21 protein-coding genes are annotated in these 26,626 nt (G+C 71.5%); 9 read left to right on the top strand and 12 right to left on the bottom strand.

The features are described from left to right. Positions 1-992 precede the first annotated feature (992 nt). The 6 genes from ID810_RS12535 (at position 993) to ID810_RS10640 (ending at position 4,723) form a co-directional block, all read left to right on the top strand. A complete protein-coding gene (locus tag ID810_RS12535) occupies positions 993-1,319 on the top strand; it encodes a hypothetical protein (protein WP_235931450.1) in 327 nt (108 codons plus the stop codon). 308 nt (positions 1,320-1,627) lie between these two features. Next, entirely contained in the window at positions 1,628-2,635 is a 1,008-nt protein-coding gene (locus ID810_RS10620) for an ion transporter (RefSeq protein WP_196781500.1), read from the top strand. A 413-nt stretch (positions 2,636-3,048) separates the two neighbouring features. Further along, on the top strand, positions 3,049-3,489 hold the full coding sequence (locus tag ID810_RS10625) for a phage holin family protein (RefSeq protein WP_166857358.1): 441 nt from the start codon (positions 3,049-3,051) through the stop codon (positions 3,487-3,489). Beyond that, on the top strand, positions 3,486-3,983 hold the full coding sequence (locus ID810_RS10630; RefSeq protein ID WP_166857356.1) for a DUF3618 domain-containing protein: 498 nt from the start codon (positions 3,486-3,488) through the stop codon (positions 3,981-3,983). Before ID810_RS10625 ends, ID810_RS10630 begins: the two co-directional genes overlap by 4 nt. Further along, on the top strand, positions 3,980-4,315 hold the full coding sequence (locus ID810_RS10635; RefSeq protein WP_166857355.1) for a DUF3618 domain-containing protein: 336 nt from the start codon (positions 3,980-3,982) through the stop codon (positions 4,313-4,315). The genes ID810_RS10630 and ID810_RS10635 overlap by 4 nt, the downstream gene beginning before the upstream one ends. Before the next feature lie 201 nt (positions 4,316-4,516). Beyond that, positions 4,517-4,723 carry a DUF3073 domain-containing protein gene (locus ID810_RS10640; protein WP_166857353.1) on the top strand — a complete coding sequence of 69 codons (207 nt, stop codon included), beginning with the start codon at positions 4,517-4,519 and terminating at the stop codon, positions 4,721-4,723. 127 nt (positions 4,724-4,850) lie between these two features. On the opposite strand, the gene purM is transcribed toward ID810_RS10640, so the two are convergent. The 9 genes from purM to gdhA form a co-directional block, all read right to left on the bottom strand. After that, the gene (purM, locus tag ID810_RS10645) at positions 4,851-5,999 is read right to left on the bottom strand and encodes a phosphoribosylformylglycinamidine cyclo-ligase (RefSeq protein WP_166857351.1); all 1,149 of its coding nucleotides are present in this window, start codon (positions 5,997-5,999) and stop codon (positions 4,851-4,853) included. Further along, complete coding sequence (gene purF, locus ID810_RS10650) at positions 5,996-7,744, bottom strand: amidophosphoribosyltransferase (RefSeq protein WP_413227862.1); 1,749 nt, start codon at positions 7,742-7,744, stop codon at positions 5,996-5,998. The genes purM and purF overlap by 4 nt, the downstream gene beginning before the upstream one ends. Positions 7,745-8,135: 391 nt before the next feature. After that, positions 8,136-9,686, bottom strand: a complete 1,551-nt coding sequence (locus tag ID810_RS10655) for an RNB domain-containing ribonuclease (RefSeq protein ID WP_166857349.1) — start codon at positions 9,684-9,686, stop codon at positions 8,136-8,138. A gap of 285 nt (positions 9,687-9,971) precedes the next feature. Further along, positions 9,972-12,071 carry a PTS fructose transporter subunit IIABC gene (locus ID810_RS10660; protein WP_166857348.1) on the bottom strand — a complete coding sequence of 700 codons (2,100 nt, stop codon included), beginning with the start codon at positions 12,069-12,071 and terminating at the stop codon, positions 9,972-9,974. Between the two features lie 125 nt (positions 12,072-12,196). Beyond that, positions 12,197-13,213 (bottom strand): 1-phosphofructokinase family hexose kinase, encoded by a 1,017-nt coding sequence (locus ID810_RS10665; RefSeq protein WP_166857346.1) that lies wholly within the window; start codon positions 13,211-13,213, stop codon positions 12,197-12,199. After that, on the bottom strand, positions 13,210-13,992 hold the full coding sequence (locus ID810_RS10670) for a DeoR/GlpR family DNA-binding transcription regulator (RefSeq protein ID WP_166857344.1): 783 nt from the start codon (positions 13,990-13,992) through the stop codon (positions 13,210-13,212). The genes ID810_RS10665 and ID810_RS10670 overlap by 4 nt, the downstream gene beginning before the upstream one ends. Positions 13,993-14,512: 520 nt before the next feature. After that, positions 14,513-15,052, bottom strand: a complete 540-nt coding sequence (locus ID810_RS12720; RefSeq protein WP_328703747.1) for a sterol carrier family protein — start codon at positions 15,050-15,052, stop codon at positions 14,513-14,515. A gap of 41 nt (positions 15,053-15,093) precedes the next feature. Next, positions 15,094-15,678 carry a hypothetical protein gene (locus tag ID810_RS10680; protein WP_166857342.1) on the bottom strand — a complete coding sequence of 195 codons (585 nt, stop codon included), beginning with the start codon at positions 15,676-15,678 and terminating at the stop codon, positions 15,094-15,096. Positions 15,679-15,944: 266 nt separating this feature from the next. Further along, complete coding sequence (gene gdhA, locus ID810_RS10685; protein ID WP_166857340.1) at positions 15,945-17,282, bottom strand: NADP-specific glutamate dehydrogenase; 1,338 nt, start codon at positions 17,280-17,282, stop codon at positions 15,945-15,947. Positions 17,283-17,765: 483 nt separating this feature from the next. Here gdhA and ID810_RS10690 point away from each other — a divergent pair, with 483 nt between their 5' ends. Both ID810_RS10690 and ID810_RS10695 read left to right on the top strand, forming a co-directional pair. Then, a complete protein-coding gene (locus ID810_RS10690) occupies positions 17,766-18,053 on the top strand; it encodes a hypothetical protein (RefSeq protein ID WP_166857338.1) in 288 nt (95 codons plus the stop codon). Between the two features lie 271 nt (positions 18,054-18,324). Then, complete coding sequence (locus tag ID810_RS10695; RefSeq protein ID WP_166857336.1) at positions 18,325-19,296, top strand: hypothetical protein; 972 nt, start codon at positions 18,325-18,327, stop codon at positions 19,294-19,296. Here ID810_RS10695 and ID810_RS10700 read toward each other — a convergent pair. The 3 genes from ID810_RS10700 to purL form a co-directional block, all read right to left on the bottom strand. Further along, positions 19,293-19,946, bottom strand: a complete 654-nt coding sequence (locus ID810_RS10700; protein ID WP_243856656.1) for a CDP-alcohol phosphatidyltransferase family protein — start codon at positions 19,944-19,946, stop codon at positions 19,293-19,295. The genes ID810_RS10695 and ID810_RS10700 overlap by 4 nt on opposite strands. Before the next feature lie 192 nt (positions 19,947-20,138). Then, on the bottom strand, positions 20,139-22,508 hold the full coding sequence (locus ID810_RS10705; protein ID WP_166857332.1) for an alpha-amylase family glycosyl hydrolase: 2,370 nt from the start codon (positions 22,506-22,508) through the stop codon (positions 20,139-20,141). Positions 22,509-22,557: 49 nt separating this feature from the next. Further along, a complete protein-coding gene (gene purL / locus ID810_RS10710) occupies positions 22,558-24,951 on the bottom strand; it encodes a phosphoribosylformylglycinamidine synthase subunit PurL (RefSeq protein WP_166857330.1) in 2,394 nt (797 codons plus the stop codon). A gap of 208 nt (positions 24,952-25,159) precedes the next feature. Between purL and ID810_RS10715 the strand changes: the two genes are divergently transcribed. After that, positions 25,160-26,584, top strand: coding sequence for a glycosyltransferase (locus ID810_RS10715; protein WP_166857328.1), 1,425 nt, complete (start codon positions 25,160-25,162; stop codon positions 26,582-26,584). The last annotated feature ends 42 nt before the right edge of the window (positions 26,585-26,626 follow it).

Genomic DNA, 26,626 nt, shown 5'->3' on the forward strand with positions numbered 1-26,626 from the left:
GGACCACCAGCGGGCACTTCGGACCAGCAGCGGGCACTTCGGACCAGCAGCGGGCACTTCGGACCAGCAGCGGGCACTTCGGACCAGCAGCGGGCGGTTCGGACCAGCGATGAACGCGTCTTAGGTGGTCCAAGCGAGGGAAGGCGGTCCGAATACAGCACATCCGGGGCGCGCACCCGATTCTGGATCCGCGCAACCCGCCGTCGGAGCCGAATACAGCACATCCGGGGCGCGCACCCCGACAACCTGATCCGACCGTGTACGGATTCTCCCGAACGGCGATGATCGCGAAGAGGCCCGGTCTCCACAGGGACCTCCCGCTCACCCCCCTGGGAGAGTTATCCACACGTGCCCGGCACCGCGGGGACCACACGGTGCACAGTGACCTCATGTGGACCTCACCAATTCCCATTCACCTCTCCCACGACCTGGCAGCCGCGGGGAAACGCCGCGACTACCTGTCCCGCCGCGCCCGGCCTCCGAGCAACGACCTCATCCGACTCCTTCGCGGAGCGTACGTCCAGCGGCAGGATCTGGAGGGCCTGTCCCACGCACGCGCTCACGAGGTCTCCATCCACGCTGCCAGGCTCACGGGACTCCTCACCGAGGGCGCGGTCCTGGCTCGGGAGTCTGCGGCGGTCATGCTCGGAATACCTCTGGTCGGAGCATTGCCGCACCAGGTCCAGGTCGTGCGACGCGGGAGGGACGGAGGACGGAGCACCCCGGGAGTGCGGACGCTGCGCGCCTCAGGGGACTACCAGAGCCTCACCCGGGACGGGGTCGAGATCTCATCGGTCGCCCAGACCCTCGCCGACCTCGCCAGGCGCCGCCCCCTGTGGTCAGTGCTACCGGGCTTGGACGCCATGCTGCGCTCAGGGCAAGTCACCAAGGACCAGATCACCTCCTTAGCGTCTCCAGGGAGTCACGGCCGGACCCGTCTCCTGCACGCAGTCGCTGTCGCGGACCCTGCCTCAGAGTCGGTTGGCGAGTCCTTGAGTCGAGCCGTCATGATCGAGGAGAACGTCCCCTTACCCGAGCTTCAGGAGACAGTCCGGAGCGCCCAGGGCGAGTTCCTGGGCCGCGTTGACTTCATCTGGCCCCAGGCAGGGGTGATCGGCGAGTTCGATGGTCACGTCAAGTACTCGGGTCAGCTCACCGGGCGCAATCTTGACACCGTCCTTCTTGATGAGAGACGCCGAGAGATCGACATTGAACGCGCCACCGGGATGCGAGTTGTCCGTTGGCTCTGGGAGGACGCCTTCAAACGCACCGGTATGCTGCGCGTCCTGGCCGACGTCGGGATCCGTCCAGTGCATTGAACGGTGCTGGTAGCAGGTGTCTGTGCCCACGCGCTCGCACCCGCCCGGATTGGACCGCCAACGGGCGGCTTGGACTATCAACGGGCAGTACGGACCATCTATGAACGCGTCTCATGTGGTCCAAACAGGGGACGGCGGTCCGAAACGCGGCACAGTGCACTGCGGTGAGATCACGCATGGTTGCCCGCGTTCCCAGGTACGCCACCAGGAGCGGGGCAGGCCTCCACGTTCTCGGCTCCAGCAGTGCCCGCCTACACTGCGAGTCGGCGCGCACGCGCCCTTCCCACCACGAACCGGAGGTCCTCCACGTGACTAGCCCCGCAGCACCCTGGCGCCAGCGCCTGGATGACTGGGTCCACTCCCCCGCGGTCCAGAACCTCGTCATGGCGGTGATCCTCATCAACTCCGTAACCATCGGCGTTGAGACGGCGGTGACGCACGAGAGCCTGGCGCACCACGTGCTCGCAGTCATCGACCGGGTGGCCCTGGCGATCTTCGTTGTTGAGATCGCCGTCAAACTGGTGGCCATCGGGCCGCGGCGCTTCTTCACGCGCGGCTGGAATGTCTTCGACTTCCTCGTCGTGGCGGTCGCGCTTGTGCCCGGCGCCGGGCCGCTGTCGGTGCTGCGGACGCTGCGCGTGCTGCGACTGCTACGGGTTATCAAGTTCATGCCGAGCCTGCGCCTGGTTGTCGAGGCGCTGCTGCTGTCCCTGCCGGGCATCAGCGCCATCGCGGTGCTCATGTCTATGGTCTTCTACGTTGGCGCCGTCATGTCCACCACGATGTTCGGTGAGGCGTTCCCGGACTGGTTCGGCTCCATCGGGGCTTCGCTGTACTCCCTGTTCCAGATCATGACGCTGGAGAGCTGGTCCATGGGGATCGTGCGCCCGGTCATGGAGGTCTACCCGTGGGCCTGGGCGTTCTTCGTGCCCTTCATCCTGGTGTCGGCCTTCACCATGCTCAACCTGTTCGTCGCGGTCATCGTCGACACCATGAGCTCGGTGGCAGCCGAGAAGAACGCGCAGGCGACGACGGCGGGCCAGGAGGAGACCGGGGTTGAGAGCCAGATCGCGGCTGCGGCACAGGCCGCGGAGGAGGTCGTCGCCGACGGCTGGCACCCGGGCGAGCCGATGTCCGCCCAGCGGGGACCCGCTGCGGAGACCGGTGCCGGTGTGGGTGCCGCTGCCCTGGCGAGGGTTGGAGCCGACGCCGAGACGGGTGCCGAGGCCGGTGCAACCGACGCCAGCGCCGCCGTCCTCGCCGAGTTCCGCATCCTGCGCGAGGAGATCGCCGCACTGCGCGCCTCACTGGCATAGCCCCGCGTCCGCACCACTTCCACCGCGTCCGCACCAGGACAACCTGGGCGCGTGAGGACAGCTCCGTCTCGGACTTGTTCCAAGCCAGTGCCAGCCCGGACAACCTGCGCGCGTGAGGACAACTCCGCCATCCCCGACGGCGCCCGCATGCGTTCCGTGGACAACCTGCGCGCGTGAGGACAACCTGCGTGCCTCCACCAGGTGGTCCTACGAGCAGCACGTTGTCCTGAGAGCGCCAGGTTGTCCTGAGAACGGCGGGTACCGCCCGCGCGCGACGGAGACTGCGCGCCTGGTACTTGCGTGCTCACACTCCGTCGGGCGCCCAGATGTGAGAACCTGGCACCGGCAAAGACGCGCGAGTACCGTTGCACGCAGAGTCCGTCACACCCCCCTCACCGAAGGCTCCGTCCCACATGACCCAGCACCAGCCGCCCTCGGGCGCTCCCGGTTCCCAACCCTCGCTCGGCGAGCTCGTCGCCCGGATCTCTGAGAACGTCACCGGTCTCGTCAAGGGCGAGATCGAGCTCGCCAAGGCCAAGGGCAAGCGCATGGCCGTCTCGCTCGGCCTCGGCGCCGGCCTGCTCGCCGCCGCCGGCGTGCTCGCCCTGTACGCCCTCGGGATGCTTCTGAGCGCGGCCGCCTGGGGCATCGCCGAGGCGCTGTCCCCCTGGGCCGGCCACCTCATCGTCGCCGTGCTGCTGCTCGTGATCGTGGCCGTGCTCGCCCTCGTGGGCGTCAACCGTCTCAAGGCCGCCCAGAAGGATGTCCCCGCACCGCAGGAGGGCCTCAAGGCCGACGTCGCCGTCGCCAAGGCCGCCCTGCAGGATGGCCTGGAGAGGGGCAGCGCGAAGTGAGCACCAGTGACTACGGCACCACCGCCCCCCAGGGAACGGGTTCCGGGGGCCCCTCCGCCGCCGAGATCGCGGCCAGGGCCCGTGCCCGGCGGGCCGCCAAGGCCGCACTCAGCCCCGAGGGGATCGAGGCTGATCTCGCCGACCGCCGCGCCCGCCTCGCCTCGGACCTCGCCATCCTGGGCGCCCACCTGGCCCCGGAGGCGCTCAAGACGCGGGCGGCCTCCTCGGCGCGCGAAGCCGTCACCCAGGCACGGGTCGGCTTCACCTCGGCCCTCTTTCCCGCCCGGGCCGGCGCAACCAGGCAGTCGGAGAACACCGGCGTCGGCTACGGCTCCGCGCCGCTCGCCCCGCCCCCGAGCATCCTGGACCGCGTCAACCGTCTGCTCGACGACGCTCGCGACGGCGACCCGGCCTCGCTGGGGATCGTCACCGGCGCGAGCCTGATCCTCGCGGGCGTGAGCGTGTTCGCCGCTCTCAAGGCGCTGCGCCGATGAGCGAGGTGCAGCCCTCCACCCCGGAGGAGATCGAGGCCCGTCTGCAAGCCACGCGCACCCAGCTCGCAGCCAGTGTCGACGCCCTGGTGGAGCGCGTCTCGCCTCAGGCTCAGGCCCGTGCGGCGGGCGAGCACCTGGGCACACGCCTGGCTCAGGAGCGCGACAGGCTTGTGGACCGGGTCAGCGAGATGCGCCGTCGCACTGTGGAGACGGTCGAACGGGCCCGAGCTGGCGACAAGGAAGCGCTGCGCACGGTCGCGGTAATTGCGGGAGGAGCGGTCGCCGTAACGGCGGCTCTCGGCTCGCTGCGGCGCCGAGGTCCTCATCACTGAGCAGTGCTGAGGGCGTCTGAGTGCAACTGAACTGCGCTGAGGACCACCATCGGCCGGGGCCACCGACGGCTCCGGGGCGTCCTCCCTCACACGGCACCGAATGGCCATTTACTAGGGCGTGGATATAGGCTCGCCCCACGACACATTTGCCCGCGTGATGCGCGCCTCGCGCGCCAGAGATTGTTGGAGGGGGTCGAGCCTATGGGGCGCGGCCGTCAGAAGGCCAAGGCGACGAAGGTCGCCCGCAAGCTCAAGTACTTCAGCCCGGAGACCGATTACGCGGCTCTCGAGCGCGAGCTCGTCAGCGCGTCCAGCGGTGCCGAGGCTGACGACGAGATCGACTACGAGGAGCTGGCCTCCAAGTACAACGTGGACGACGACGAGTGGGACGACTCCGAGGAGAAGTGACCCCCTCGCCATTCCCGGCGCGTCAACACCTCTTACAGACAAGGGCCGGCAGGGACACCCCCTGTCGGCCCTTGCGTTGTCTCACCGACCTGTCCGGCTCCAGCCAAGGGGGTATTGAGCCTGCCGCTCAGGCGGTGCGGTAGCTGCCGTGGATGTCGACGGCGCCGCCGTCGACCCCCTTCGTACCCGCCACCACGCGCCCGCGGGAGACATGACCCTCGCCGCTGTGCACCGAGCCGAGCACCCAGGCCGGCACGCCCGCAGCCTCCGACAGACGCAGGACCTCGTCCACCGCCTCGGGGGCCACCACCGCGACCATGCCCACGCCCAGGTTGAGCGTGGACTCCAGGTCCTCCCACGGCACGGAGCCGAGCGTGCGCACGAGGTCGACGACGGCCGGGACCGTCCAGGAGCCGCGGTCCACATCGCCCACCAGCCCGGCGGGCAGGACACGGGCAAGATTGGCGGCCAGGCCTCCCCCGGTGACATGGCTGAAGGCGCGCACGCGCAGTGCCGCGGGGTCGGCGTCGGCCGGGTCGATGGCCTCCACGAGGTCGAGGCACAGGGCGGAGTACAGGCGGGTGGGCTCCAGCAGCTCCTCGCCGAGCCTGCGTCCGAGCTCGGGCACGTGGCGGTCCAGGGCCCATCCGGCATGTTCGACGACGCGGCGCACCAGCGAGTAGCCGTTGGAGTGCAGGCCGGAGGCCGCCAGCGCCACCAGCACGTCGCCGGTGCGCACACGCTCGGCCCCGAGCATCCGGTCGGCCTCAACCACGCCCGTGGCGGCGCCCGCGACGTCGTACTCCTCCGGTCCCATGAGGCCGGGGTGCTCGGCGGTCTCCCCACCCAGCAGCGGGGTGCGCACCTGGGCGCAGGCCTGGGCCACACCGCGCACGATGTCAGCGATCCGCTCGGGCACGACGTGCCCGCAGGCGATGTAGTCCGTCATGAGCAGCGGGCGGGCGCCCGTGACGGCGATGTCGTCAACGACCATGCCAACGAGGTCCTGGCCGATGGTGTCGTGCACGTCCATGGCCTGGGCGATGGCGACCTTCGTGCCCACGCCGTCGGTAGAGGTCGCCAGAAGCGGACGGCGGTACTCGCGCAGCTCGGAGACGTCAACCATGCCGGCGAAGCCGCCCACACCGCCGACGACGGCCGGGGTCATGGTCGCGGCCACCGAGGCCTTCATGAGTTCGACGGCGCGGTCGCCCGCCGCGGTGTCCACGCCCGCGGAGGCGTAAGTGATGGCGGGCCGGGTGGGTGCGGTGCTCACGTGTGCGGTCCTTCGTCGGTGGGTGGGGTGGCGGTGAGAGAGCTGGTCGTGGCCGTGGAGCCGTTGGTGAGGTCCGGGAGGGTGACGGCGCGGGAGGAGACGACGTCGTCACCCACCGTGGCCGGTCGCCTGCGCACGGCGGTGGGGACCCGCTGGACGGGCAGGGCGCCCACGGGCACGCCCTCGACCGGCGGCGCGATGGGGTACTGCCCGGTGAAGCAGGCGGCGCATAGCTCCTCCCGAGGCTGTGCGGTGGCCTCGACCATGCCGTCGACGGACAGGTAGCCCAGGGAGTCCGCGCCGATGGACTGGCGCACCCCCTCCACGCTCATGCCGGTGGCGATGAGCTCGGCGCGGGTGGCGAAGTCGATGCCGTAGTAGCAGGGCCACAGCACCGGTGGGGAGGAGATCATGACGTGGACCTCGGCGGCGCCGGCCTCGCGCAGCATCGTGACCAGGGCGCGCTGGGTGTTGCCGCGCACGATGGAGTCGTCGACGACGACGAGCCGCTTGCCCTCGATGACCTCGCGCACCGGGTTGAGCTTGAGGCGGATGCCGAGCTGGCGCAGCGTCTGGGTCGGCTGGATGAAGGTGCGACCCACGTAGGCGTTCTTGACCAGGCCCTGGCCGTAGGGGATGCCGGACTCTTGCGCGTAGCCGATGGCGGCGGGGGTGCCGGACTCGGGGGTGGCGATGACGAGGTCGGCGTCCACCGGGTGCTCGCGGGCCAGGGCGGCGCCCATGGCATTGCGGGCGGCGATGATCGAGCGGTCGGCGATTGTGGTGTCGGGGCGCGCGAGGTAGACGTACTCGAAGACGCAGCCGGCGCGGCGCGGCACGGCGAAGTGGGTCGAGCGCACGCCGTCGGCGTCGATCTCGAGGAGCTCGCCGGGCTCGATCTCACGCACGAAGGTGGCGCCGACGATGTCGAGGGCTGCGGTTTCGGAGGCGACCACCCAGCCGCTGCTGAGGCGTCCCAGGACCAGGGGGCGCACGCCGTGCGGGTCGCGGGCGGCGTAGAGCGTGTGCTCGTCCATGAAGACGAGGGAGAAGGCGCCGCGCAGCATGGGCAGGACGCGGCGCGCCGTCTGCGAGACGGTCAGGGGCGGTGTGGTGGCGATGAGGTTGACGTCGGGCTCGATGCCGGTGGCGATGAGGTCCTCGACGTCGTCCCATTCTTCGAGAAAGCCTCGCTCGGAGACCAGGGCCATGAGGGAGGCGAGGACGGCCGTGTCCGTCGAGGAGCCGCGGCCGAGCTCACCGCGCAGGTCCTCGCCGCCTGTGGCGCGGATGCGGTCCACGAGCTGACGGGTGTTGGTGAGGTTGCCGTTGTGGGCGACGGCGAGGGTGGAGCCGCCGGAGACGGGGCCGAGCATCGGCTGGGCGTTCTCCCAGGTGGCGGCGCCCTGGGTGGCGTAGCGGGTGTGTCCGACGGCGATGTGTCCGGGCAGGTTGGTGAGGATCTGGTCATTGAAGACCTGGGAGACGAGGCCGAGGTCCTTGTAGACGAGGATCTTGGAGCCGTCCGTCGTGGCGATGCCCGCGGACTCCTGGCCGCGGTGCTGCAGGGCGAACAGGCCGAAGTAGCTCAGGCGGGAGACGTCCTCGCCCGGGGCCCAGACGCCGAAGACGCCGCACTCCTCGCGGATGGAGGGCTCGACGAGATCACCGGGGTTCATCAGGGGGGCGCGGTCGCCGGGGATCGGCGCGGGGATGGTGGTCTGGGTGGTGTCACCGGAGCTCACGGCCACATCCTTTCACACCGGTACCCGGCGGGCGCGGGCCTGCGCCGGAGGCGGGCGGGTGCTGCGCGGCTGCCGGAGGCAGGGCGGGTGCCGCGCGGCTGCCGGAGGCAGGGCAGGCCGAGCAGGCGAGCGCGATGACCCGAAACCCGCCCGCCCGGGCACGTTGACCTCGTTCCCTTGCCGTCGATCTCGTTGCCCAGCGGTTGATCTCGTTCCCTTGCCGTCGATCTCGTTGCCCAGCGGTTGATCTCGTACCTTCACGGGACGAGGTCGACACGCAAGGGACGAGATCAACGCTCACGCTCCGAGATGGACGAGCGGGGGACGGCGGGCACGACACTGGACACGTCGGCAGGCACGACGCTGGACACGACGACAGGCGCCGCGCGGCTCAGGGCACCAGCGCGAAGGCGATCCGCCCGGCGGCGACGTCGACCTCCTCCAGGCGCACGCGTACCGGCTCGCCGACAGGCAGAGCGCGCCCGTGCGCCCCGCCGGCGGACGCCTCGTCGGCGTGCACGACGCCGACGACGGCCGGCTCGGCGAGCATGACCTCGCCGCGTCCGTCGCGCTCGGACAGCAGCACGCCGTCGAAGACCTCGCCCACGTGCCCGTCCAGCACGAGCGCCTCGATCGCGGAGACCGCCCCGCGCTCGACCGCCCGCGAGCGCCGACCGGTCTCGGCCATGACGTCGGGCAGGCCGGGCAGGGCCTCCAGCACCCAGGCGGGTACCGGGGCGCCGGCACAGGCGGCCACGCACGCCTCCTCGCCGTAGCGGTCGACGAGGCGGCGCAGCGGTGCGGTCACGTGCGCGTAGCGCGAGGCGATCGCCGCGTGGACGGCCTCACCATCCGCTGAGGGCGCGGGCCCGCAGCCGGGGCCGAAGACAAGGTAGCCGGCACCGCGGAACAGGCCGGCGGCCTGGTCCATGAAGGCGGCGTGGGCGGGCACGGAGGCGTCGAGGGAGCGCACGAGCCCGGGGTAGGTGAGGGTCTCGGGCCAGTCGACACCGAGGGCCCGGGCGATGCGGCGTAGGCGCCGGTAGTCGCGGGCCTCGGCGGGCGGCATCGTGCGCAGGACGCCGGCGCCGGCCTCGACCATGAGGCGGGCGGCGCACATGCCGGTGAGGAGGGAGACCTGGGCGTTCCACTCCTCGACGGGCAGGGCGGCGCGGTAGGCGAGGCGGTAGCCGTCGGCACCGGGTTCGTCCGTACGGGTGACCTCCTGCTCGGGCGTGGACAGGGAGACGCCGCCGCGCGCGGCCTCCTGGCGTTGGCGCAGGGTGCCGACCTCGCGCAGGAGCCCGGGCAGGCCCGCGGGGACGGCGGCCGGCAGGGTCCCCTGGCCGTCGATGGCGGCCTGGACCTCGGCGTAGGTGAGGCGGGCGTGCGAGCGCACGAGCGCACGCTCGACGTGTGCGCTCGTGACGGCGCCGTCGTCGTCGAGGTCGATGGTCCACAGGCAGGCGGGGCGGTCGACGTCCGGCAGGAGGGAGGCGGCGCCGTGGGAGAGCTCCTCGGGGTGCAGCGGGGTGGAGCGGTCGGGGGCGTAGACGGTCTCGCCGCGTCGGCGCAGCTCGGCGTCGAGGGCGCCACCGGGAGTGATGAAGGTGGCCAAGGAGGCGATGGCGTAGGTGACCCGGTAGCCACCGCCGGCGGGGTGCTCGAGGAGGACGGCCTGGTCGAGGTCCATGGAGCCGGGCGGGTCGATGGTGACCAGGGGCAGGTCGCGGGCGTCGCGCACCGGGACACCGTCGCCGTGCCCGTCGCGCAGGAAGCGTTCGGCGCCGTCGTCGTCCCAGGCGGCTGCGGCGGCGCGCGCCTCCCTCAGGGCGTCCTGGGGGAAGACGGCGGGCACGTCATGGGCCGCGCGCAGGTCGTCGAGGGCGGAGACGACGGCGGCGGGCGGAGCGGTGTATGTGCTGATGCGTGCGCGGGGCATGGTCCGAACCTACCCGGCACCAGTAGGGCCGTCGCCCCCGCCCCCGCGGTGTCGTGGTGCGCGGAGCCGCGGGGCGGCCGGGCCGCCAGAGGGCACCGCTGCGGGGCGCCCGGGCCACCAGAGCACACCGACGCAGGACGAACCGGGCCACCAGAGCACACCGCCGCAGGACGACCCGGCCACACCGCGGCCTCGCAGGCCCGGGCACGGCGAGCGCCGACCGTCCGGGTCGGGACGGTCGGCGCTCGCCATGGCGTCGGGACGCCCGGTGCGGGCCCGGTGCGCTCAGACGGCCACGGCGGCCTGCTCGCCGCGCGTGCGCGCCGCCATCTGCTTGAGCAGGATGACGCCTGCGCAGGTGACGACCGCACCGATGGCGATGGACAGCAGGAACCACCCGACATTGGTCATCGCGAAGAGCACGAAGACACCGCCGTGCGGGGCGCGCGAGCCGACGTGCATCGCCATGGACAGCGCGCCGGTGACGGCGCCGCCGACCATGGCCGGCGGGATGATGCGCAGCGGGTCGGCCGCGGCGAAGGGGATGGCGCCCTCGGAGATGAAGGACAGGCCCAGCAGCCAGGCACTGCGGCCGTTCTCCACCTCGGCCTTGGTGAACAGGCGCGGGCGCAGGAAGGTCGCCAGGGACACGGCCAGCGGCGGCACCATGCCCGCAGCCATGACGGCGGCCATGATCTCGAAGGAGGCGGCGGTGGCGGAGGCCAGGCCGGCGGTGGCGAAGAGGTAGGCGGCCTTGTTGACCGGCCCACCCAGGTCGAAGCACATCATGAGCCCGAGGATGACGCCCAGGAGCATGGCGGAGCCGCCGCCGGACATGGAGGTCAGCCCCTCCTGCAGGCTCGTCATGAGCGCGGCCAGCGGCCGGCCAAGGACGAGGTACATGATCCCGCCCACGACCATCGTCGTGCCCAGCGGGATGACGGCCACGGGCATGAGGCCGCGCAGCCACCTGGGCACGGTCAGGCCTGCCAGCCAGGCGGCGACGTAGCCGGCGAGGATGCCGCCGACCAGGCCGCCGAGGAACCCGGAGCCGATGGCGGTGGCGACGACGCCCATGGCGAAGCCGGGGGCGATGCCGGGGCGTCCCGCCAGCCCGAAGGCGATGTAGCCGGCCAGCGCCGGAACGAGGAAGCCCATGGCCGCCTGCCCGAGCATGAACAGGACGGATCCGAGGTAGAGCATGAGCCCGGAGGTGATGCCCTCGCCCTCGAGGGTGCCGGGCAGGTTGGTGAGGGAGTAGTCCCGCACGACGGTCGCTCCCACCGAGTCGGGGCCGTCGCCCAGCGGGAGGGCGACGCCGTAGCCGGCCAGCAGGAAGCCCAGGGCGATGAGCAGGCCTCCGGCGGCGACGAAGGGGATCATGTAGGACACGCCGGTCATGACGGCGCGCTGCAGGCGCCGGGCCCAGTGGACGGACTCCTCGGCGTCGTCGGCCGCCTCCCCGGTGCCGCCGGAGGGCACACGGGCCGCGGCGGGGTCGTCGATCGCGGCCAGGGCCCGGTCGATGAGCGCCCCGGCGTCGTTGACGGCGGCCTTGACACCGACGTCGATGACCGGCTTGCCGGCGAAGCGCTCGCGCCCCTTGACGGGCAGGTCGTGGGCGAAGACGACGGCGTCGGCACGGGCGATGAGCGCGGGGTCGAGGGAGTCGATCTTGCCCGAGCCCTGCCCCTCGATGTGGACCTCGACGCCGCGGTCGGCGCCGGCCTGCTCCAGGGCCTCGGCGGCCATGAAGGTGTGGGCGATGCCGGTGGGGCAGGAGGAGACGCCAACGATGAGGCGTCCTGCGCCACCGGCGGGTGCGGGGGCCGTCGCAGCGTCCTGCGCGGGGGCGGCGGATACCGCGGTGTCGGCCGCACCCGTGGGGGCGGCGTCGTCGAGCAGCTCGGGCTGGACCTGCTCGGTGACGATGCGGGCGACCTCCTCGGCGCTGGCCGCGCCGCGCAGGGCGTCGGTGAAGTCGGAGCGCATGAGGCCGCGGGCGAGCTTGGCCAGGAGCTGCAGGTGCATGTCGTCGGCGCCGGCGGGGGCGGCGATCATGAAGACGAGGTCGGCGTCCTGGCCGTCGGCGGCTCCGAAGTCGACGGGGGCGGCCAGGCGGGCGAAGCCGAGCGAGGGGGCCAGGACGTGCTCGCTGCGGCAGTGCGGGATGGCGATGCCGCCGGGGATGCCGGTCGGCGCGGTGGCCTCGCGGGCGAGGGCGTCGGCGGCGAGCCCCTCGGTGGTGTCGGCGCGACCGGCGGCGGCGACGACCTCGGCGAGGTAGCCGATGACCTCGGCCTTGTCGGGGCCGGTGTCGGCGTCGAGCCGGACGAGCTCGGGAACGATGAGCGGAGCGGACTCCGCGTGCGAGGTGGGGGACATGCTACTTCCTTGAGTCGCAGGGGCGGTGACGGGGTTGGTGGATGGTGGTCGTGTTGGTCGGTGGGCCGCGTCATGGTCGGCACCGCCGCCATGACCGCCCTGGAGGGTCGGTGGCGGGGCGGGGGTCACTCCAGGCGAGTGACGACGGCGGCCGTGGCCGGCAGGTCCTGCGGGGTGGGCAGGGTCGTGCCGGGCAGGGCGGCGGCGGCAGATCCGTAGGCCATGGCGGTCGTGAGCCGTCCCGGGGCGTCCAGGCCCCGGGTGTCGGCCAGGACGTAGCCGGCGACGGAGGAGTCCCCCGCGCCGACGGTGGAGCGCACGGGGACCTCGGGGGCGGTGGCGTGCCAGGCGGCCTCGTCGGTGACGAGGACGGCCCCGGCGGGGCCGAGGGTGGCCATGACGGCGCTGATGCCGGCGCGCACGAGGACCCGGGCGGCGTCGACGACGGGGGCCAGGTGCCCGGCCCTGGCGCCCTCCTCGAGGGCCATCGCCCGGTCGGCGGGCAGGCCGGCGAGCTGGCCGAGCTCCTCGCCGTTGGGCTTGATGAGGTCCGGGGCGGCGTCGGGCAGGGCGTCGGCGAGGGCGGCGAGGGGCGCGTCGGAGGTGTCGACGGCGATGCGCAGCCCCGGGCGGGCCTGCCGGAGCAGGCGCACGAGGCGCGCGTACCAGTCGGTGGGCGCACCGGGGGGCAGTGAGCCGGACAGGACGGCCCAGGGGCGCTCGCCGCCCGCAGCGGGTGCGCCGACCGTCTCCAGCAGGACGGTCTCGACGGCCGTTGTCTCCGCGGCGGTAAGGCCGGCTCCGGGCTCGTTGAGCTTCGTCGTCGTCCCGTCGGGCTCGGTGACGGCGGTGTTGACGCGCACGGCCCCGGCGACGGGCACGGCGTGCGTCGTCACGCGGCCGCGGCTGGGCAGGGCGGCGACGGCGGTCTCGATGGCGGCCAGGAGGGGGTCGCCGTGGGGGGCGGGCAGGACGGCGGTGACGTCGGCGCCGGAGGCGGCAAGCACCCGGGCGACGTTGACGCCCTTGCCGCCGGGCTCGACGGTGACGGAGACGATCCTGTTGATGCCGCCGCGCTGAAGGGTGCCGGGCAGGGCGACGGTGCGGTCGAGTGAGGGGTTGGGGGTGAGGGTGGTGATCATGCGACGAGGACCTCGGTTCCGGAGCCGGTCAGGCAGGTGGACAGGGCGGTGGTGGGCGGGATATCGGTGACGAGCAGGTCGACGTCGGACAGGTCGGCGAAGGAGACGAGGTGCTCCTGGCCGGTCTTGGTGGCGTCGGCGAGGACGACGACGCGGCGGGCGGCGCGGACCATGGCGGTCTTGACGGCCGCCTCGTCCGGGTCGGGGGTGGATAGGCCGTGGTCGGCGCTCAGGCCGTTGGTGCCCAGGACGGCGAGGTCGACGCGCAGCCGGCTGAGGGCGGCCAGTGCCTCGGGGCCGACGGCGGCCTGGGTGATGCCGCGCACCTCGCCTCCCAGGACGCGCACGGTGAGGCCGCGCCTGCCGGCGAGGCGGGCGGCGGTGAGGACGGAGGAGGTGACGACGGTGAGGTCGAGGCCCTCGGGCAGGATCCGGGCGAGGGCGCCGACGGAGGTGCCGGCGTCGAGGATGAGGGTGGCACCGGCGGCCAGCAGGCCGCCGTCGAGGAGGGAGCTGAGGGCAGCGGCGGCGATGGCCCGCTTGGCGGGGGCGGCGAGGTGCTCGCGCTCGGTGACGGCGGTCTCAGGCAGGGCGAGGCGGGTGGCGGCGACGGCGCCGCCGTGGACCTTGCGCAGGGCGCCGACGCGGTCGAGGGCGGCGAGGTCTCGGCGGATGGTCTCGACGGTGACCCCGTGGTCGGCGGCAAGGTTGACGACGGTGACGCGGCCATCGCGGACGACGGCGTCGGTGATGGCCTGCTGGCGCTGCTCGGCGTTCACCGGAACCTCCTCGTACCGGGACACTCCCCTTCGGATGTCCGTCCAGGCATGAGCCTACGCCCGTTCGGACATGAATGGAAGGGGTGGGCGCCGCTTCGGACACGAATGGACGGCGGCTGCACGGCATTCACCACAATTCACCACAATCCACCACAGCCACCCCGCCCCACCATGCCCGATCGGGCATCACCACCCCCAGACCCACGAGAACTGGTGCTAGCCTCCACGAAAACTGGTGCTAGCCTCCACGAGAACTGGTGTCAGGTAACCGCACGGCGGGCTGAGGGACGAGGCGCTGCATGAGCGCGACGGTGCCCGGAGCCGCATCGGGAGCCGGGGCTGAGGCGGTCCCGCGCACGAAGGAGCCGGGGATGCTCCCTTGCTTGGTAGGACGAGCCAGCCGAGGCGGTCCCGCGCACGAGGGAGGCGGGCTGAGCGGTCGGCCCGCGAGGCGAAGGCCGTGGGCAAACTCGCGCCCGAAGGAGCCGGGGCAGGCGCCCGCCACGTACCGACCGAGCGGTCAGGCTCGCATAAGAGGGAGGTAGGGACTGAGGTCGCAGCGCTCACCGGAGGCGTGCAGCCGACCGTCGTCCAGGGCCTCCTGCCAAGCGAGGCGACCGGTGGCGAGGGCGAGCCAGGTGGCGGCGTCGGTCTCGACGACCGAGGGCGGGGTGCCGCGACGGTGAACGGTGCCGGCGACGGCCTGGATGACGCCGAAGGGAGGGACCCTCACCTCGACCGCGTGACCCGGGGCGCAGGCGGCGAGCTCCTCGAGGGTATAGCGCACCGCGGTGGCGTCGCGGCGCCGCACGGCCGAGCGCTGGGAGGGACTTAAAGCCGGCGAGGCGGGGGACGTCAAGCTCCTCGAGCCAGCGGGGTCGGCAGGACTATCCGGGCCGACGGAGGCAGTGGGGCGCCCCGGAGCGGTCGGACCGGGCCCGGGAGCGCCGGTCGCCGCACCGGCGCCGCCCGGCGGTGTCGTCCGCGCGTCCTGCTCGGCGGCCCACTGGCGGACGGCGTGAGCGCCCGCCTCGATGTCGATGCGTCGTTGTGCTGCCATGTGCCGAGCGTAGCGGGGCGGCCTGCCACCCCCCCCGGGCGTCAGCCCTCGTCGTCGGAGCCCGAGCGGCGTCGCAGCACGAGCAGCCCGCCGACGGCGAGCAGGGCGACGGCGACGACGCCGATACCGATGGACGCACCGGTCGTCACCAGCATATCCCGCCTCGTCGGCTCTACCGGGGCGATGGCCTCGGAGTCGGCCTTCGCCCGGTCAACGATGGCGGAGACCCGGGCGGCCAGCGGGGAGGCGGCGACGTCGCCGCCGGAGGCGGCCAGGTCGATGTTCTCGGCGGTGGTGGCGGTGGCATCGGTGATGGTCAGGCCCGCGAGGCCGGAGGTGGCGGTGAGGGTGGGCAGCTCGTCGGTGACGACGCCGACGAAGCCGACCCGGATGCTGTCGACCTCGGTGACCCAGGTGCCGTTGCCTGCGCCGGGCTCGTTCTTGGCGGGATCGGCCTGGCCCGCGACAGTCTCGATGTGACCGTGCAGGTCGGTGATCCCAAGGATGTTGATGGTGGTCGTGTCACCCTCAGCGGCGAGAGCAGGTGCTGCGGCGACAGGGGAGAGCGCGGCGACCGCGAGCGTCGCGACTGCCGCCGCGCTCCTCATAAAAGCGGGGGTGCGCATGGCGTCCTCGGTGGGTGGCGGGGCGGGGGAACGGCACTACCTTATGCGTTCTCGCCGGCATCGACGACCGCTTGGGGAATCCGGCCCACCGGTACGTCGGCCCACCGACGCCGTCCGCCCGGCCTCCCGCCCGGCGCTTCGACGCCGTCGGCTCCGTCCCCGCCGAGACGGCACGGTGCCCCGCCTCCGGGAGGGGAGGCGGGGCACCGTGGGACCGGGTCGGCGTCGACCGGCTCAGCGGTGGGCGGGCGTGAGACGGCCTCGGCTCAGACGATGCCGTGCTGGATCATCGCGTCGGCAACCTTGGTGAAGCCGGCGGCGTTGGCGCCCAGGACGTAGTCGCCGGGACGCCCGTAGGTCTCCGCAGCCTCGACGCAGTTGTCGTGGATGTCGGCCATGATGCCGGTGAGGCGGGCCTCGACCTCCTCGAAGCTCCAACGGGTGCGGGCAGAGTTCTGGCTCATCTCCAGCGCCGAGGTGGCCACACCACCCGCGTTGGAGGCCTTGCCGGGCGCGTAGAGGATGCCGGCCGCCTGGAAGGCCTCGACGGCCTCGGGGGTGGAGGGCATGTTGGCACCCTCGGCGACGACGCCGACGCCGTTGCGCAGCAGGGTGGCGGCGTGGTCGCCGTCGAGCTCGTTCTGCGTGGCGCAGGGCAGGGCGACGTCGACCGGCACGTCCCAGAGACGGCCCTCGGTCACCAGACGGGCACCGGGCTTGCGCTCGACGTAGTCGGCGACGCGTCCGCGCTCGACCTCCTTGATCTGCTTGAGCAGCTCGAGGTCGATGCCGTTCTCGTCGACGACGTAGCCCGAGGAGTCGGAGAAGGTGATCGGCATGGCACCGAGCTGCTGCAGCTTCTCGATGGCGTAGATCGCCACGTTGCCGGAGCCGGAGACGGACACCTTCTTGCCCTCGAGGCTGTCGCCCTTGGTGGCGAGCATGGACTGGGCGAAGAGGACCGTGCCGTAGCCGGTGGCCTCGGTGCGGGCAAGCGAGCCACCCCAGGCGACGGGCTTACCGGTGAGCACGCCGGCGTCGTAGCGGTTGGTCAGGCGCTTGTACTGGCCGAACAAGTATCCGATCTCACGGCCGCCGACGCCGATGTCACCGGCGGGCACGTCGGTGTCGGGGCCGATGTGGCGGCTGAGCTCAGTCATGAAGGACTGGCAGAAGCGCATGACCTCGGCGTCGGACTTGCCGTGCGGGTCGAAGTCGGAGCCGCCCTTGCCGCCGCCGATGCCCTGGTCGGTCAGGGCGTTCTTGAAGATCTGCTCGAAGCCGAGGAACTTGATGATCCCGGCGTAGACACTGGGGTGGAAGCGCAGGCCGCCCTTGTAGGGGCCCAGGGCGGAGTTGAACTCAACGCGGAAGCCGCGGTTGACGTGCACCCGGCCCTTGTCGTCAGTCCACGGGACACGGAACGTGATCATGCGCTCAGGCTCAACGATGCGCTCGAGGAGTGCGTTGTCGGCGTAGTCGGGGCGCTTGGCGATGACGGGGTCGAGGGACTCGAGGACCTCTCGGACGGCCTGGTGGAACTCGGACTCGCCACGGTTGCGGGCGATGACCTGCTCGTAGACCTTTTCGACACTCTCCTGCATACGGGACTCCATTCATCGAATCGTGTACGGCCGCCTGGGCCTGAGCCTTGACAACCACGTACAGACTTCCACTTGGCCGGTAACTGAGAAGAAACATCTCATTGCACGGCTAGGTTCTGAGGCCTGACGGGCGGTCCCGCCCCCTCGCCCGTCCACCTCGTTCCTCGCCCGTCCACCTCGTTCCTCGCCCGTTGACCTCGTTCCTCGCCCGTTGACCTCGTTCCTCGCCCGTCCACCTCGTTCCTTGAAGGGACGAGATCGATGCACGAGGGACGAGATCACCTGCTGGGGAACGAGATCGACCAGACAGGCCAGGGCTCAACGAGCAGCCGCCCAGGCCGGGCCTTGCCGCGTCCCATGACCTCGGCTCCTCACCCACACTCCTGCCCACGCGACGTCGTACCGCCGTCAGGCTCCGTCGTCAGGTACCTCCGGTCCAGGGCCGCTCTTGACCGGTCACCATGCTCGTCCTGACCGAGCACCGTGCTCGCCGTCATCGAGTGGAGCGTGCAGTCGCTCGGCACGGCGGTGGTCTTGACGGTGGGCACCGCCGTCGTGCTCGCGACCTCACTGGGGTCCTGGCTCGTCGTCGGGGCGCTCCTCCCGGTGGACAGGGCGTGGTGGTCCTTCGGTGTTGTGCCGAACGCGGCACTGTTCGTCGTGCTCCTGCTCACCGCGTCCGACCTCGTACGGGTACTGCGCCTTGTACGGGTACTGCGCGAGGAGATGGACCTCATCACCAGCCGCCGCATCCCCGCCATCGTCCGCTGAGCCTCCGCCACCATCCCGCGCCCACCCGCCCTCGAGATCCTCGGCGCCGAGCGCACGCCGATTCGCCGTGCGCTCGGCGGCAAACCGAGGATCTGGGCCGGGTGACACATCAGGCCGGGTGACACGTCAGGCCGGGTGACACGTCAGGCCGGGTGACACGTCAGGCCGGGTGACACGTCAGGCCGGGTGACACGTCAGGCCGGGTGACACGTCGGGGCGACGGGGGTGCGACGTCGCAGGACAACGGTGATAGGTCTGAGACGCTAGTGCGGTGCCGCACCCGACCACCGAGCCCTTCCGACTCCTCACCAGACGCTCGCTCCTCGACCTGCCCGTGACCCAGCGCCATCGGCTCGACGCCGAGCGCATCCACCGGCTGGCAGGAACACCCCGCTGCGGCGACCTGAGCGCCAGACAGGTGGCCGAGCCGCAGTTCCTCGTCGACCTGGCGGCCTCGACGTGCTCGCCGGACGAGCTGCTCCGGCCGGACGACCTCGGCTGGCGGCTCGCCCACAGCCTGGAGCACGCCCTCGAGCAGGGCGTGCGCCTGTGGCTCGCCGAGGCCCCGCCTCAGGCACCGCACCGCCTGACCGACCTCCTCGGTGACGACGTCGTCCACGTCGTCTCTCTGACCGCTCCTGAGCCTGTGGCGCACGACGGCGCCGCCCGGAACCCCGACGTCGTCATCGCCATCAGTCCCCTGCAGCTGGTCCTCGCCCTCGCCGAGCGCAACGAGGCCTCACGGGCGTACCTGCGTACCGCGCTGGAGGGGCTGGACACGCTGCGCTGCCCACGTCGGGCGACCGTGGCGCTGCGTGGCGCCGGCGTCGCCCTCAACGAGCACCCCCGACTGCTGCGCTGGGCGACCAACCCGGTCGTCATCGCCTACGTCGTCATCTTCATCTACTCGTCCCTCAGGGCGCTGCCGGTCGCCTTCGTCCCGGGTTTCCACGGCCACTGGTGGGTGCTGTGGCTCATCGACATCGTCACGGCGGTGCCCTACACGTGGGGGCTGGTGGAGATGGCGGCAGGCCCCCGGATCCGACGGCGTCTCGCCGGCCTGGTGACCACGGTGGTCACCTTCGTCGCCCCGTACGTCTACTTCTGGATGCAGGGACGCGACTACCCGCGGGTGGTCATCATCGTCGTCGTCGCCATGATCGCGGGCAGTGCGGCGCTCGAGACGCTCCGGATGCTGCGGGACCGCATGATCGTGCGGGGGCTGCGCGGTCGAGCGGGCTAGTCCTCGGCCCCGCGGGCGCTGCGCAGCGCACCGACGAGCAGCAGCCACGCGCCACCGCCCAGGGACAGCACCATGGCGGCAAGGGGGCGAACAGGGTGGACGGTGACGAGCCAGGCCGTGCCGGCCAGCCACACGCCCACGGCCGTGATGTTGACGACACGCAGGCGCTTGACCCGTGCGGGGTGGACGTAGTGGGTGGGCACGAGCGTGAGGACCACGAACAGGAGCGTCACCACGACGTTGATCACTGCCGGGGTCCCCAGCGCCCAGAGCATGACCGCCACGATGTTCCAGGCCGCCGGGAATCCCACGAAGTAGTTGTCTGAGGACTTCTCTCCCTCGTTGGCGTAGCAGAACAGGGACGAGACGAGCACGGTGACCGTCAGCACCCCGGCCACCGGCGCGGGCCCGAGCGGTAGGTGCAGGTACATGAACAGCGCGGGGATGAAGGTCCAGGTCAGGTAGTCGACGACGATGTCGACGACGGAGCCGTCGAACCACGGGATGACGTCCTTGACTCGTGCCCGGCGGGCGCAGGTGCCGTCGACGCCGTCGATGAGCATCGCCAGGGCCAGCCACAGCCACATCCACCCCGTCTCGTCGCGGATGAGGGCGAGTATCGCCAGAAAGGCAAGAGGCAGCCCGGACATTGTCAGGGCGTGGACTGCCCACGCGGCGGCACGAGCCTGTCGGGAGGGGGCTGGGAGGGGGGAAGCCGTTGGGACGGCAACCTCCTGCAACGAGGTTGGCATGAGCGAACCTTCGGACGGGGAACAGGGCGTGCGCCATCCTAGCCGGTGCTGCCCGCTCCACCCGCCTGCTCCGGGTCAGGCGCCGTCGGGTCAGGCGTCGGCGAGACCCGCGGGGTCGCGGTGCGCGATCATGACCGACCAGGCGTGCACCACCTGTGGGCCGGCGAGCACCTCACCCGTCCCCTCGTCCCAGATGTTGCACTCGGGCTCCGCCCAGGCAGCCGTGTCCACCAGCCGCCGCCACGCAAGCCCCTGACCCGCCTCAGGCAGGGCGAACTCGACCGGCTCGTCGTCCATGTTGAGCATGACGGCGAAGTGGTCGTCGGGCGCGTCGATGAGCAGGCTGACCACACGGTCACCCTCCTGCGGCGAGGACTCGCCGTCGGGACGCCGGAAGAGGTAGGACACGTCGTCGCCACCGGGCTCGACGCCGCCCCACCGGGCCTGCTGGAGCGTCGGGTGCCGCTGACGCATCCGCATAAGCGCGGTGGTGAAGCGGAACAGCGGGTTCACGCTCGCGCTCGGGGAGTCGAACTCCCCGAGGTTGTCGTGGTAGGCCCAGTCCTCGCCCTCGACCACCGGCACGTTCTGAGGCTGGCTGGAGGCGATCATCGCGTAGTTGTTGCGCATGGCGACGGACCCCAGTGCCCAGGGGTTGTTGTTGCCGTTCTGGGTGCGGCCCATCTCGTCGCCGACCACCACCATGGGCACGCCCCGCGACAGCATGAGCACCGCCCACAGGTTGCGCAGCCGCTGGCGGCGCAGCACCTGGCTGCCCCCGGAGTCCCAGGAGAGGTTGTCGTCGCTGCCGCCGTCGGAAGGTCCGAAGGGCCAGGCCTCGCCGTTGTTCTTCTCCTGGTAGGACACGAGGTCCGCAAGGTTGAAGCCGTCGTGGGCGACGACGAAGTTGACCGAGCGCTGGGGACCGTCGTTGTCCTGGAAGTGGTGGTAGTCGCCGTTGACGACGTCGATGAAGGAGCCGGTGTTGCCGTCGCCCTTGGTGAAGCGGCGCACAGCGTCGCGGTAGCGGCCGTTCCACTCACCCCAGCCGCGCGGGAAGTTGCCAACCTCGTAACCCCACAGGTCCCAGGCCTCGGCGATGACCTTGATGCCCCGCTCGCGAGCCAGGTCCGCGATGGCGACCAGCAGCGGGTGGTCCGTGAAGAAGCGCTTGAGGTTGCCCCAGTCATCGGGCGCGGCCTCTTCCGGTAAGCGACCGAGGACGGTGGCCAGGTCGAAGCGGAAGCCGTCCACGCCCATCTGGTCGCTCCAGTAGCGCAGCGAGTCCAGGACGAGCGTGCGGGCCGTCTCGGAGGAGTAGTTGAGCTGGTTGGCGGTGCCGGTTGCGCCGTCGACGAGGATCTTGTCAACGGTCATCTGGTAGTACTCGGCGGTCGCCAGACCCCCGAGGCTGGTGAAGCCGGTCGTGGCGACGTCGCCGTTCCAGTTGCCGCCCTCAGCCGTGTGGTTGTAGACGACGTCGAGGTAGACCTCAAGGCCGGCCGCGTGGAAGGCGTCGACCATCTCGCGGAACTCACGGGTGGGCCCGCCCCAGGACTGGTCGGAGGCATAGCGGCGCGAGGGGGCGAAGAAGGCGAGGGTCATGTACCCCCAGGAGTTGGTGGCGCCGGCACGCCCGGACTCGGAGGCGTTGGTCTCGTGCACGGGCAGGAGCTCAAGCGTGGTGACGCCCGCGGCCTTGAGGTAGGGGGCGAGCATGCCCACACCCTTGTACGTGCCCTGGTACTCGGCGGGGATGTCCGGCACGTCCTCGAACCCGGGCTCCCCGGCCAGGAGGTCGGTGAGGCGGGCGGAGGAGGGGTGGCCGGTGAGCTGGTCCACCCCGGCCTCGTAGATGATCGTCTGCTCGGCGCGCAGGCCGGGCCGGTTGGGGCGCCCGTCGATGCCGGGCCCGCCCTGGTCGCGGTTCTTGGCGACGACGACGCCCTTGGGGGCATAGCGGCCGGTGTCGATCTGGCGGCGGGGCACGCCGTCGACGTCGTCACCGCCGGTACCGAAGACGCCGCCGTCGATGCCCAGGTCGGCAAGGCGGTCGGTGAACAGCGTGTGGCTGACCTCACGCGAGTAGGGGTCGAACAGGACCTTGTTGGGGTTGAAGCGGTTGCCGTCGGCGTCGAGGTCGGCCAGAAAGCCCGCCTCGGAGCCGGCCACCCAGGCCTCGTCGTAGGGCCAGTTGGGGCCCCAGGCACGCAGGCCGATGAGAGCACCGGCGTCGAGGCCGCCCAGGTGGGCGCGCCACACCCCGTCCTCGCCGCGGGCGGCCGTGAAAGAGGCGACGGCGTCGGCCCCCAGGGCCTGCGGGTAGACCTCGACCTGGAGACGGGTCGCGGCCGGGGCGTAGACGGCGATCGTCACGCCGCCCCCGTCAGTGAGGTGGGTTCCGAGGGGCCAGGTGGCGTCGGCCCAGGTGTGCTCGTCTAACGCGGTCACAGAAGTCATGTGGGCATCGTCCCACGCGGGCCGGGCGCGCGTGGGGCGAGCGCGAGACTCAAAACTGCGCCGGCAGCGTGCTCTCAACGTCGGCGCGCAACTCGGCGAGGTCGAGCATGAGGGGCCGGCCGGCACCGCCGTCGGCCAGCAGGTCCGTGCCGGAGACGACGAGTATGTCGCCACCGGTGGTGCCGATGCGGGCCCACGGCACGTTCTCGGCACTCGCGGCAGCCTCCACCACCGGCACGGCGGCCTCGTGGACGGCCACGAGCGCGCGCGCCCCGGACTCGGAGAACAGGGCGGTGAAGTCGTCCACGCCGTCGCGGCTCTCGATGGGGGTCAGGTCCACGCTGGCACCCACGCCGTGGCGCAGCACGGCGTCAACGAGGCTCTGGATGAGACCACCGGCGGACAGGTCGTGGGCGGCACGCACGAGCTTCGTGCCCTCGGGCAGGTCCGCCTCGCTCAGCGCCACGAGGACGCGCCCAAGAGCCATCTCCGCCTCCAGGTCCACCTTCGGGGGCAGGCCGCCGAGGTGGTCGTGGACCACGCGCGTCCAGGTCGAGCCATCCAGCTCGTCCGCGGTGGCGCCCAGGGCGATGATCGCCAGGCCCTCCTCGAACCAGCCGGAGGGGTTGGCGCGGCGCACGTCGTCCATGACGCCCAGCACGCCGACGACGGGCGTGGGGTTGATGGAGGAGTCGATAAGCCCCTTGACCTTGCCGTGCGAGTTGTACAGCGAGACGTTGCCGCCGGTGACGGGCACACCCATCTGCTTGCAGGCGTCCGCCAAGCCGGTGATGGCCTCAACGAGCTGCCACATGGCGTCCGGGTCCTCCGGGGAGCCGAAGTTGAGGCAGTCGGTCACGGCCCGGGGTGTGGCGCCAACGGTGCAGACGTTGCGGTAGGACTCGGCCAGGGCCTGAGCGGCCCCGGTGGCCGGGTCGAGCTTGGTGAAGCGCCCGTTGGCGTCCGTCGAGATGGCCACGCCACGGCCGGTAGCCTCGTCGACGCGGATGACGCCGGCGTCGTCGGGCTGGGCCAGGGCAGTGTCGCCGCGCACGAAGCGGTCGTACTGGTTGGTGACCCAGGCGGTGGAGGCCTGGTTGGCATTGGTGACGACGGCGACGACCTGCTCGGTGAGCTCAGCGGCGCTGGAGGGGCGGGCCAGGCGGTCGGAGGAGTCCGCGTTGAGCGCGTCCTGCCAGGCGGGGCGGGCGTAGGGGCGGTGGTACGTGGGGCCCTCGTGGGCGACGGTGCGCGGGTCGACGTCGACGATGCGCTCACCGAAATGGTCGATGGTCAGGCGGCCGGAGCCGTTGACCTCGCCGATGACGGCGGCCTCGACGTCCCACTTGTCGATGACAGCCATGAACTCCTCGAGCCTGTCGGGAGCGACGACGGCCATCATGCGCTCCTGGGACTCACTCATGAGGATCTCGCCGGCAGTGAGGGAGGGGTCGCGCAGGAGGACCTTCTCGAGGTCGACGTGCATGCCGCCGTCGCCGTTGGAGGCGAGCTCGCTGGTGGCGCAGGAGATGCCGGCGGCGCCCAGGTCCTGGATGCCGAGGACGAGGTCCGCGTTGAACAGGTCAAGGCAGCACTCGATGAGGACCTTCTCCATGAAGGGGTCACCGACCTGCACGCTGGGGCGCTTGGCGGGCATGCCGTCCTCGAAGGACTCCGAGGCGAGGATGGAGGCGCCGCCGATGCCGTCGCCGCCGGTGCGCGCGCCGAAGAGCACCACCTTGTTGCCGGTGCCGGTGGCGTTGGCCAGGTGGATGGCGTCGTGGCGCAGGACCCCCACGCACAGGGCGTTGACGAGGGGGTTCTGCTGGTAGGAGGGGTCGAACTCGGTCTCGCCGCCGATGTTGGGCAGGCCCAGGCAGTTGCCGTAGCCGCCGACGCCGGCGACGACGCCGTGCACGACCCGGGCGGTGTCCGGGTGGTCCGCGGCCCCGAAGCGCAGCTGGTCCATGACGGCGACGGGGCGCGCGCCCATGGAGATGATGTCGCGCACGATGCCGCCGACGCCGGTGGCGGCGCCCTGGTAGGGCTCAACGAAGCTGGGGTGGTTGTGGGACTCGACCTTGTAGGTCACGGCCCAGCCGTCTCCGATATCGACGACGCCGGCGTTCTCCCCCATGCCGACAAGCAGGTGCTGCTTCATCTCGGGGGTGACCTTGGTGCCGAACTGCTTGAGGTGGATCTTGGAGGACTTGTAGGAGCAGTGCTCGGACCACATGACGGAGTACATGGCGAGCTCGGCGTTGGTGGGGCGGCGGCCCAGGAGCTCCTTGATGGAGGCGTACTCGTCATCCTTGAGGCCGAGCTCGCGGTAGGGCATCTCCTGGTCGGGGGTCGCGGCGGCGTCCTGGGTCGTGTCCGGGTGCTCGACCGGGCGGAGGTTGTCGACGTCGGCGGGGATCTTCGCGGGCTCGAGTGCCATCATGCGGCTGCTCCTGTGGGCGGGTGTGGAGTGGGCCGTCTCAAAGAATACCCGCGGTCCTGGCGGGCCTCCCCATCCCCGGGCAGCCGCCCATTGACCTCACACGCAGCGGGTGCGCAGGCCCACCAGCATCCCCTCGCGTGTACGTCGCACCCCCAACACACCCCCTGAAAGTGCTGCGTGTCACAGTCAAACAGGGCAGGATTTCAGCATGAGAACCATCGACGTCGCCCCGCTTCCACTGTCGGACCTCGAGAGCCACCTTGATGAGGTCGCTGTCCGTCGGCTGCACGACGGCGTCGAGGCCGCCCACGCCCTGCTCGACAGCCGCACCGTCTGGACCATCACGCCGTCGGCAGCCGCCTCCTCCGGTCCCGCCGAGATCGTAGCGCCACTCGTGGGCTACGCCCGAGGCCTGGGCATCGACGCCCGTTGGCTGACGCTCGATGCCCCGGCTGAGTTCGTCACCCTCGCCACGCGCCTGAACGACTTCCTTCACGGCGCAGCCGGTGACGGCGGCAAGCTGGGAGACAAGCAGCGGGACCTGTACGAGCACGTCCTGGCCTCCAACGCGGACAACGTCATTGAGGACGTGCGCGACGGCGACGTCGTCATCCTCCACGACCCGGCCACGGCCGGCCTGGCCGAGGCGTTCACGCGTGCGGGCGCGACCGTCCTGTGGCGTCTGCACGTTGGTGTGGCCGACGCCGGTGAGGCCGGCCAGCACGCCTGGGCCTTCCTGGACGACTACCTGGAGAACGTCGATCTCATCATCGCCTCACGCCCGGAGTACCTGCCGCCCTATGTGGAGGAGGAGCACACGGCCATCATTGCCCCCTCCATCAACCCGGACTCGCCCAAGAACCGAGTGCTCGACCTCGACGAGGCCCGCTCAGTGGTGCGCCTGGCCGGGTACGTGGCCGGTCAGGCACCCTTCGACGCCGTCCCCCTCATTCGTGAGGACGCCCGCCCTGACGCTTTCCGGGGGTTGGCTGAGGAGGAGGCCTTCGGGACCGACCATCCCGTGCCGGAGGGCGCCAGGACGATCACGCAGATCCAGCGCTGGGACCGCCTCAAGGGCGGCAAGGAGCTGCTGGACGCCTTCGCGACGCACATCGGCGTGCTGCCCGCGGACGCGCACCTTGTCATCGCGGGGCCGGTGCCCGACCCGGAGCGTGAGCCGGCGGCGGCCGCCGTCCTGGAGGACATCACGGAGCGGCTGGCCACGCTGCCGGAGTCGACGGCGGCGCGGGTGCACCTGCTGGGAATCCCGAGCACGGACCGCGAGGTCAACGCCACGATTGTCAACGCCCTGCAGCGCGTGAGCACGGTGGTCACACAGCGCTCGCTGGTCGAGGCCTTCGGCCTGACGGTGGCCGAGGCGATGTGGAAGAAGGCGCCGGTGGTGGCCTCCGCCGTCGGCGGCATTCAGGAGCAGGTGGAGGACGGTGTCACGGGCGCGCTCGTGCCCGCCGACGACGACCTTGCGTGGGCGACGGCGGCGGCCGACCTCCTGCTGTTCACGGAGCGGGCGCAGGAGATGGGGGATGCGGCCCACGAGGCGGTGCGTCGTCGCTACCTGCCGGACCGCCACCTCATCGAGGTCGTGGACGCGATCGCCCGGGCGCTGGGGTAGGCGCCGGGGCTTCGGGACAGAACCTCCGGGACTGGGGCCCGG

This window comes from Actinomyces respiraculi (assembly GCF_014595995.2).
Classification (GTDB): domain Bacteria; phylum Actinomycetota; class Actinomycetes; order Actinomycetales; family Actinomycetaceae; genus Actinomyces; species Actinomyces respiraculi.

What these genes read in the sequence shown, in the direction of transcription:
- ID810_RS10625 (WP_166857358.1), top strand. Translation starts at nt 3,049, where the DNA reads ATGACCCAGCACCAGCCGCCCTCGGGCGCTCCCGGTTCCCAACCCTCG.
- ID810_RS10635 (WP_166857355.1), top strand. Translation starts at nt 3,980, where the DNA reads ATGAGCGAGGTGCAGCCCTCCACCCCGGAGGAGATCGAGGCCCGTCTG.
- ID810_RS10640 (WP_166857353.1), top strand. Translation starts at nt 4,517, where the DNA reads ATGGGGCGCGGCCGTCAGAAGGCCAAGGCGACGAAGGTCGCCCGCAAG.
- ID810_RS10655 (WP_166857349.1), bottom strand. Translation starts at nt 9,686, where the DNA reads ATGCCCCGCGCACGCATCAGCACATACACCGCTCCGCCCGCCGCCGTC.
- ID810_RS10660 (WP_166857348.1), bottom strand. Translation starts at nt 12,071, where the DNA reads ATGTCCCCCACCTCGCACGCGGAGTCCGCTCCGCTCATCGTTCCCGAG.
- ID810_RS10665 (WP_166857346.1), bottom strand. Translation starts at nt 13,213, where the DNA reads ATGATCACCACCCTCACCCCCAACCCCTCACTCGACCGCACCGTCGCC.
- ID810_RS12720 (WP_328703747.1), bottom strand. Translation starts at nt 15,052, where the DNA reads ATGGCAGCACAACGACGCATCGACATCGAGGCGGGCGCTCACGCCGTC.
- ID810_RS10680 (WP_166857342.1), bottom strand. Translation starts at nt 15,678, where the DNA reads ATGCGCACCCCCGCTTTTATGAGGAGCGCGGCGGCAGTCGCGACGCTC.
- gdhA (WP_166857340.1), bottom strand. Translation starts at nt 17,282, where the DNA reads ATGCAGGAGAGTGTCGAAAAGGTCTACGAGCAGGTCATCGCCCGCAAC.
- ID810_RS10700 (WP_243856656.1), bottom strand. Translation starts at nt 19,946, where the DNA reads ATGTCCGGGCTGCCTCTTGCCTTTCTGGCGATACTCGCCCTCATCCGC.
- ID810_RS10705 (WP_166857332.1), bottom strand. Translation starts at nt 22,508, where the DNA reads ATGACTTCTGTGACCGCGTTAGACGAGCACACCTGGGCCGACGCCACC.
- purL (WP_166857330.1), bottom strand. Translation starts at nt 24,951, where the DNA reads ATGATGGCACTCGAGCCCGCGAAGATCCCCGCCGACGTCGACAACCTC.
- ID810_RS10715 (WP_166857328.1), top strand. Translation starts at nt 25,160, where the DNA reads ATGAGAACCATCGACGTCGCCCCGCTTCCACTGTCGGACCTCGAGAGC.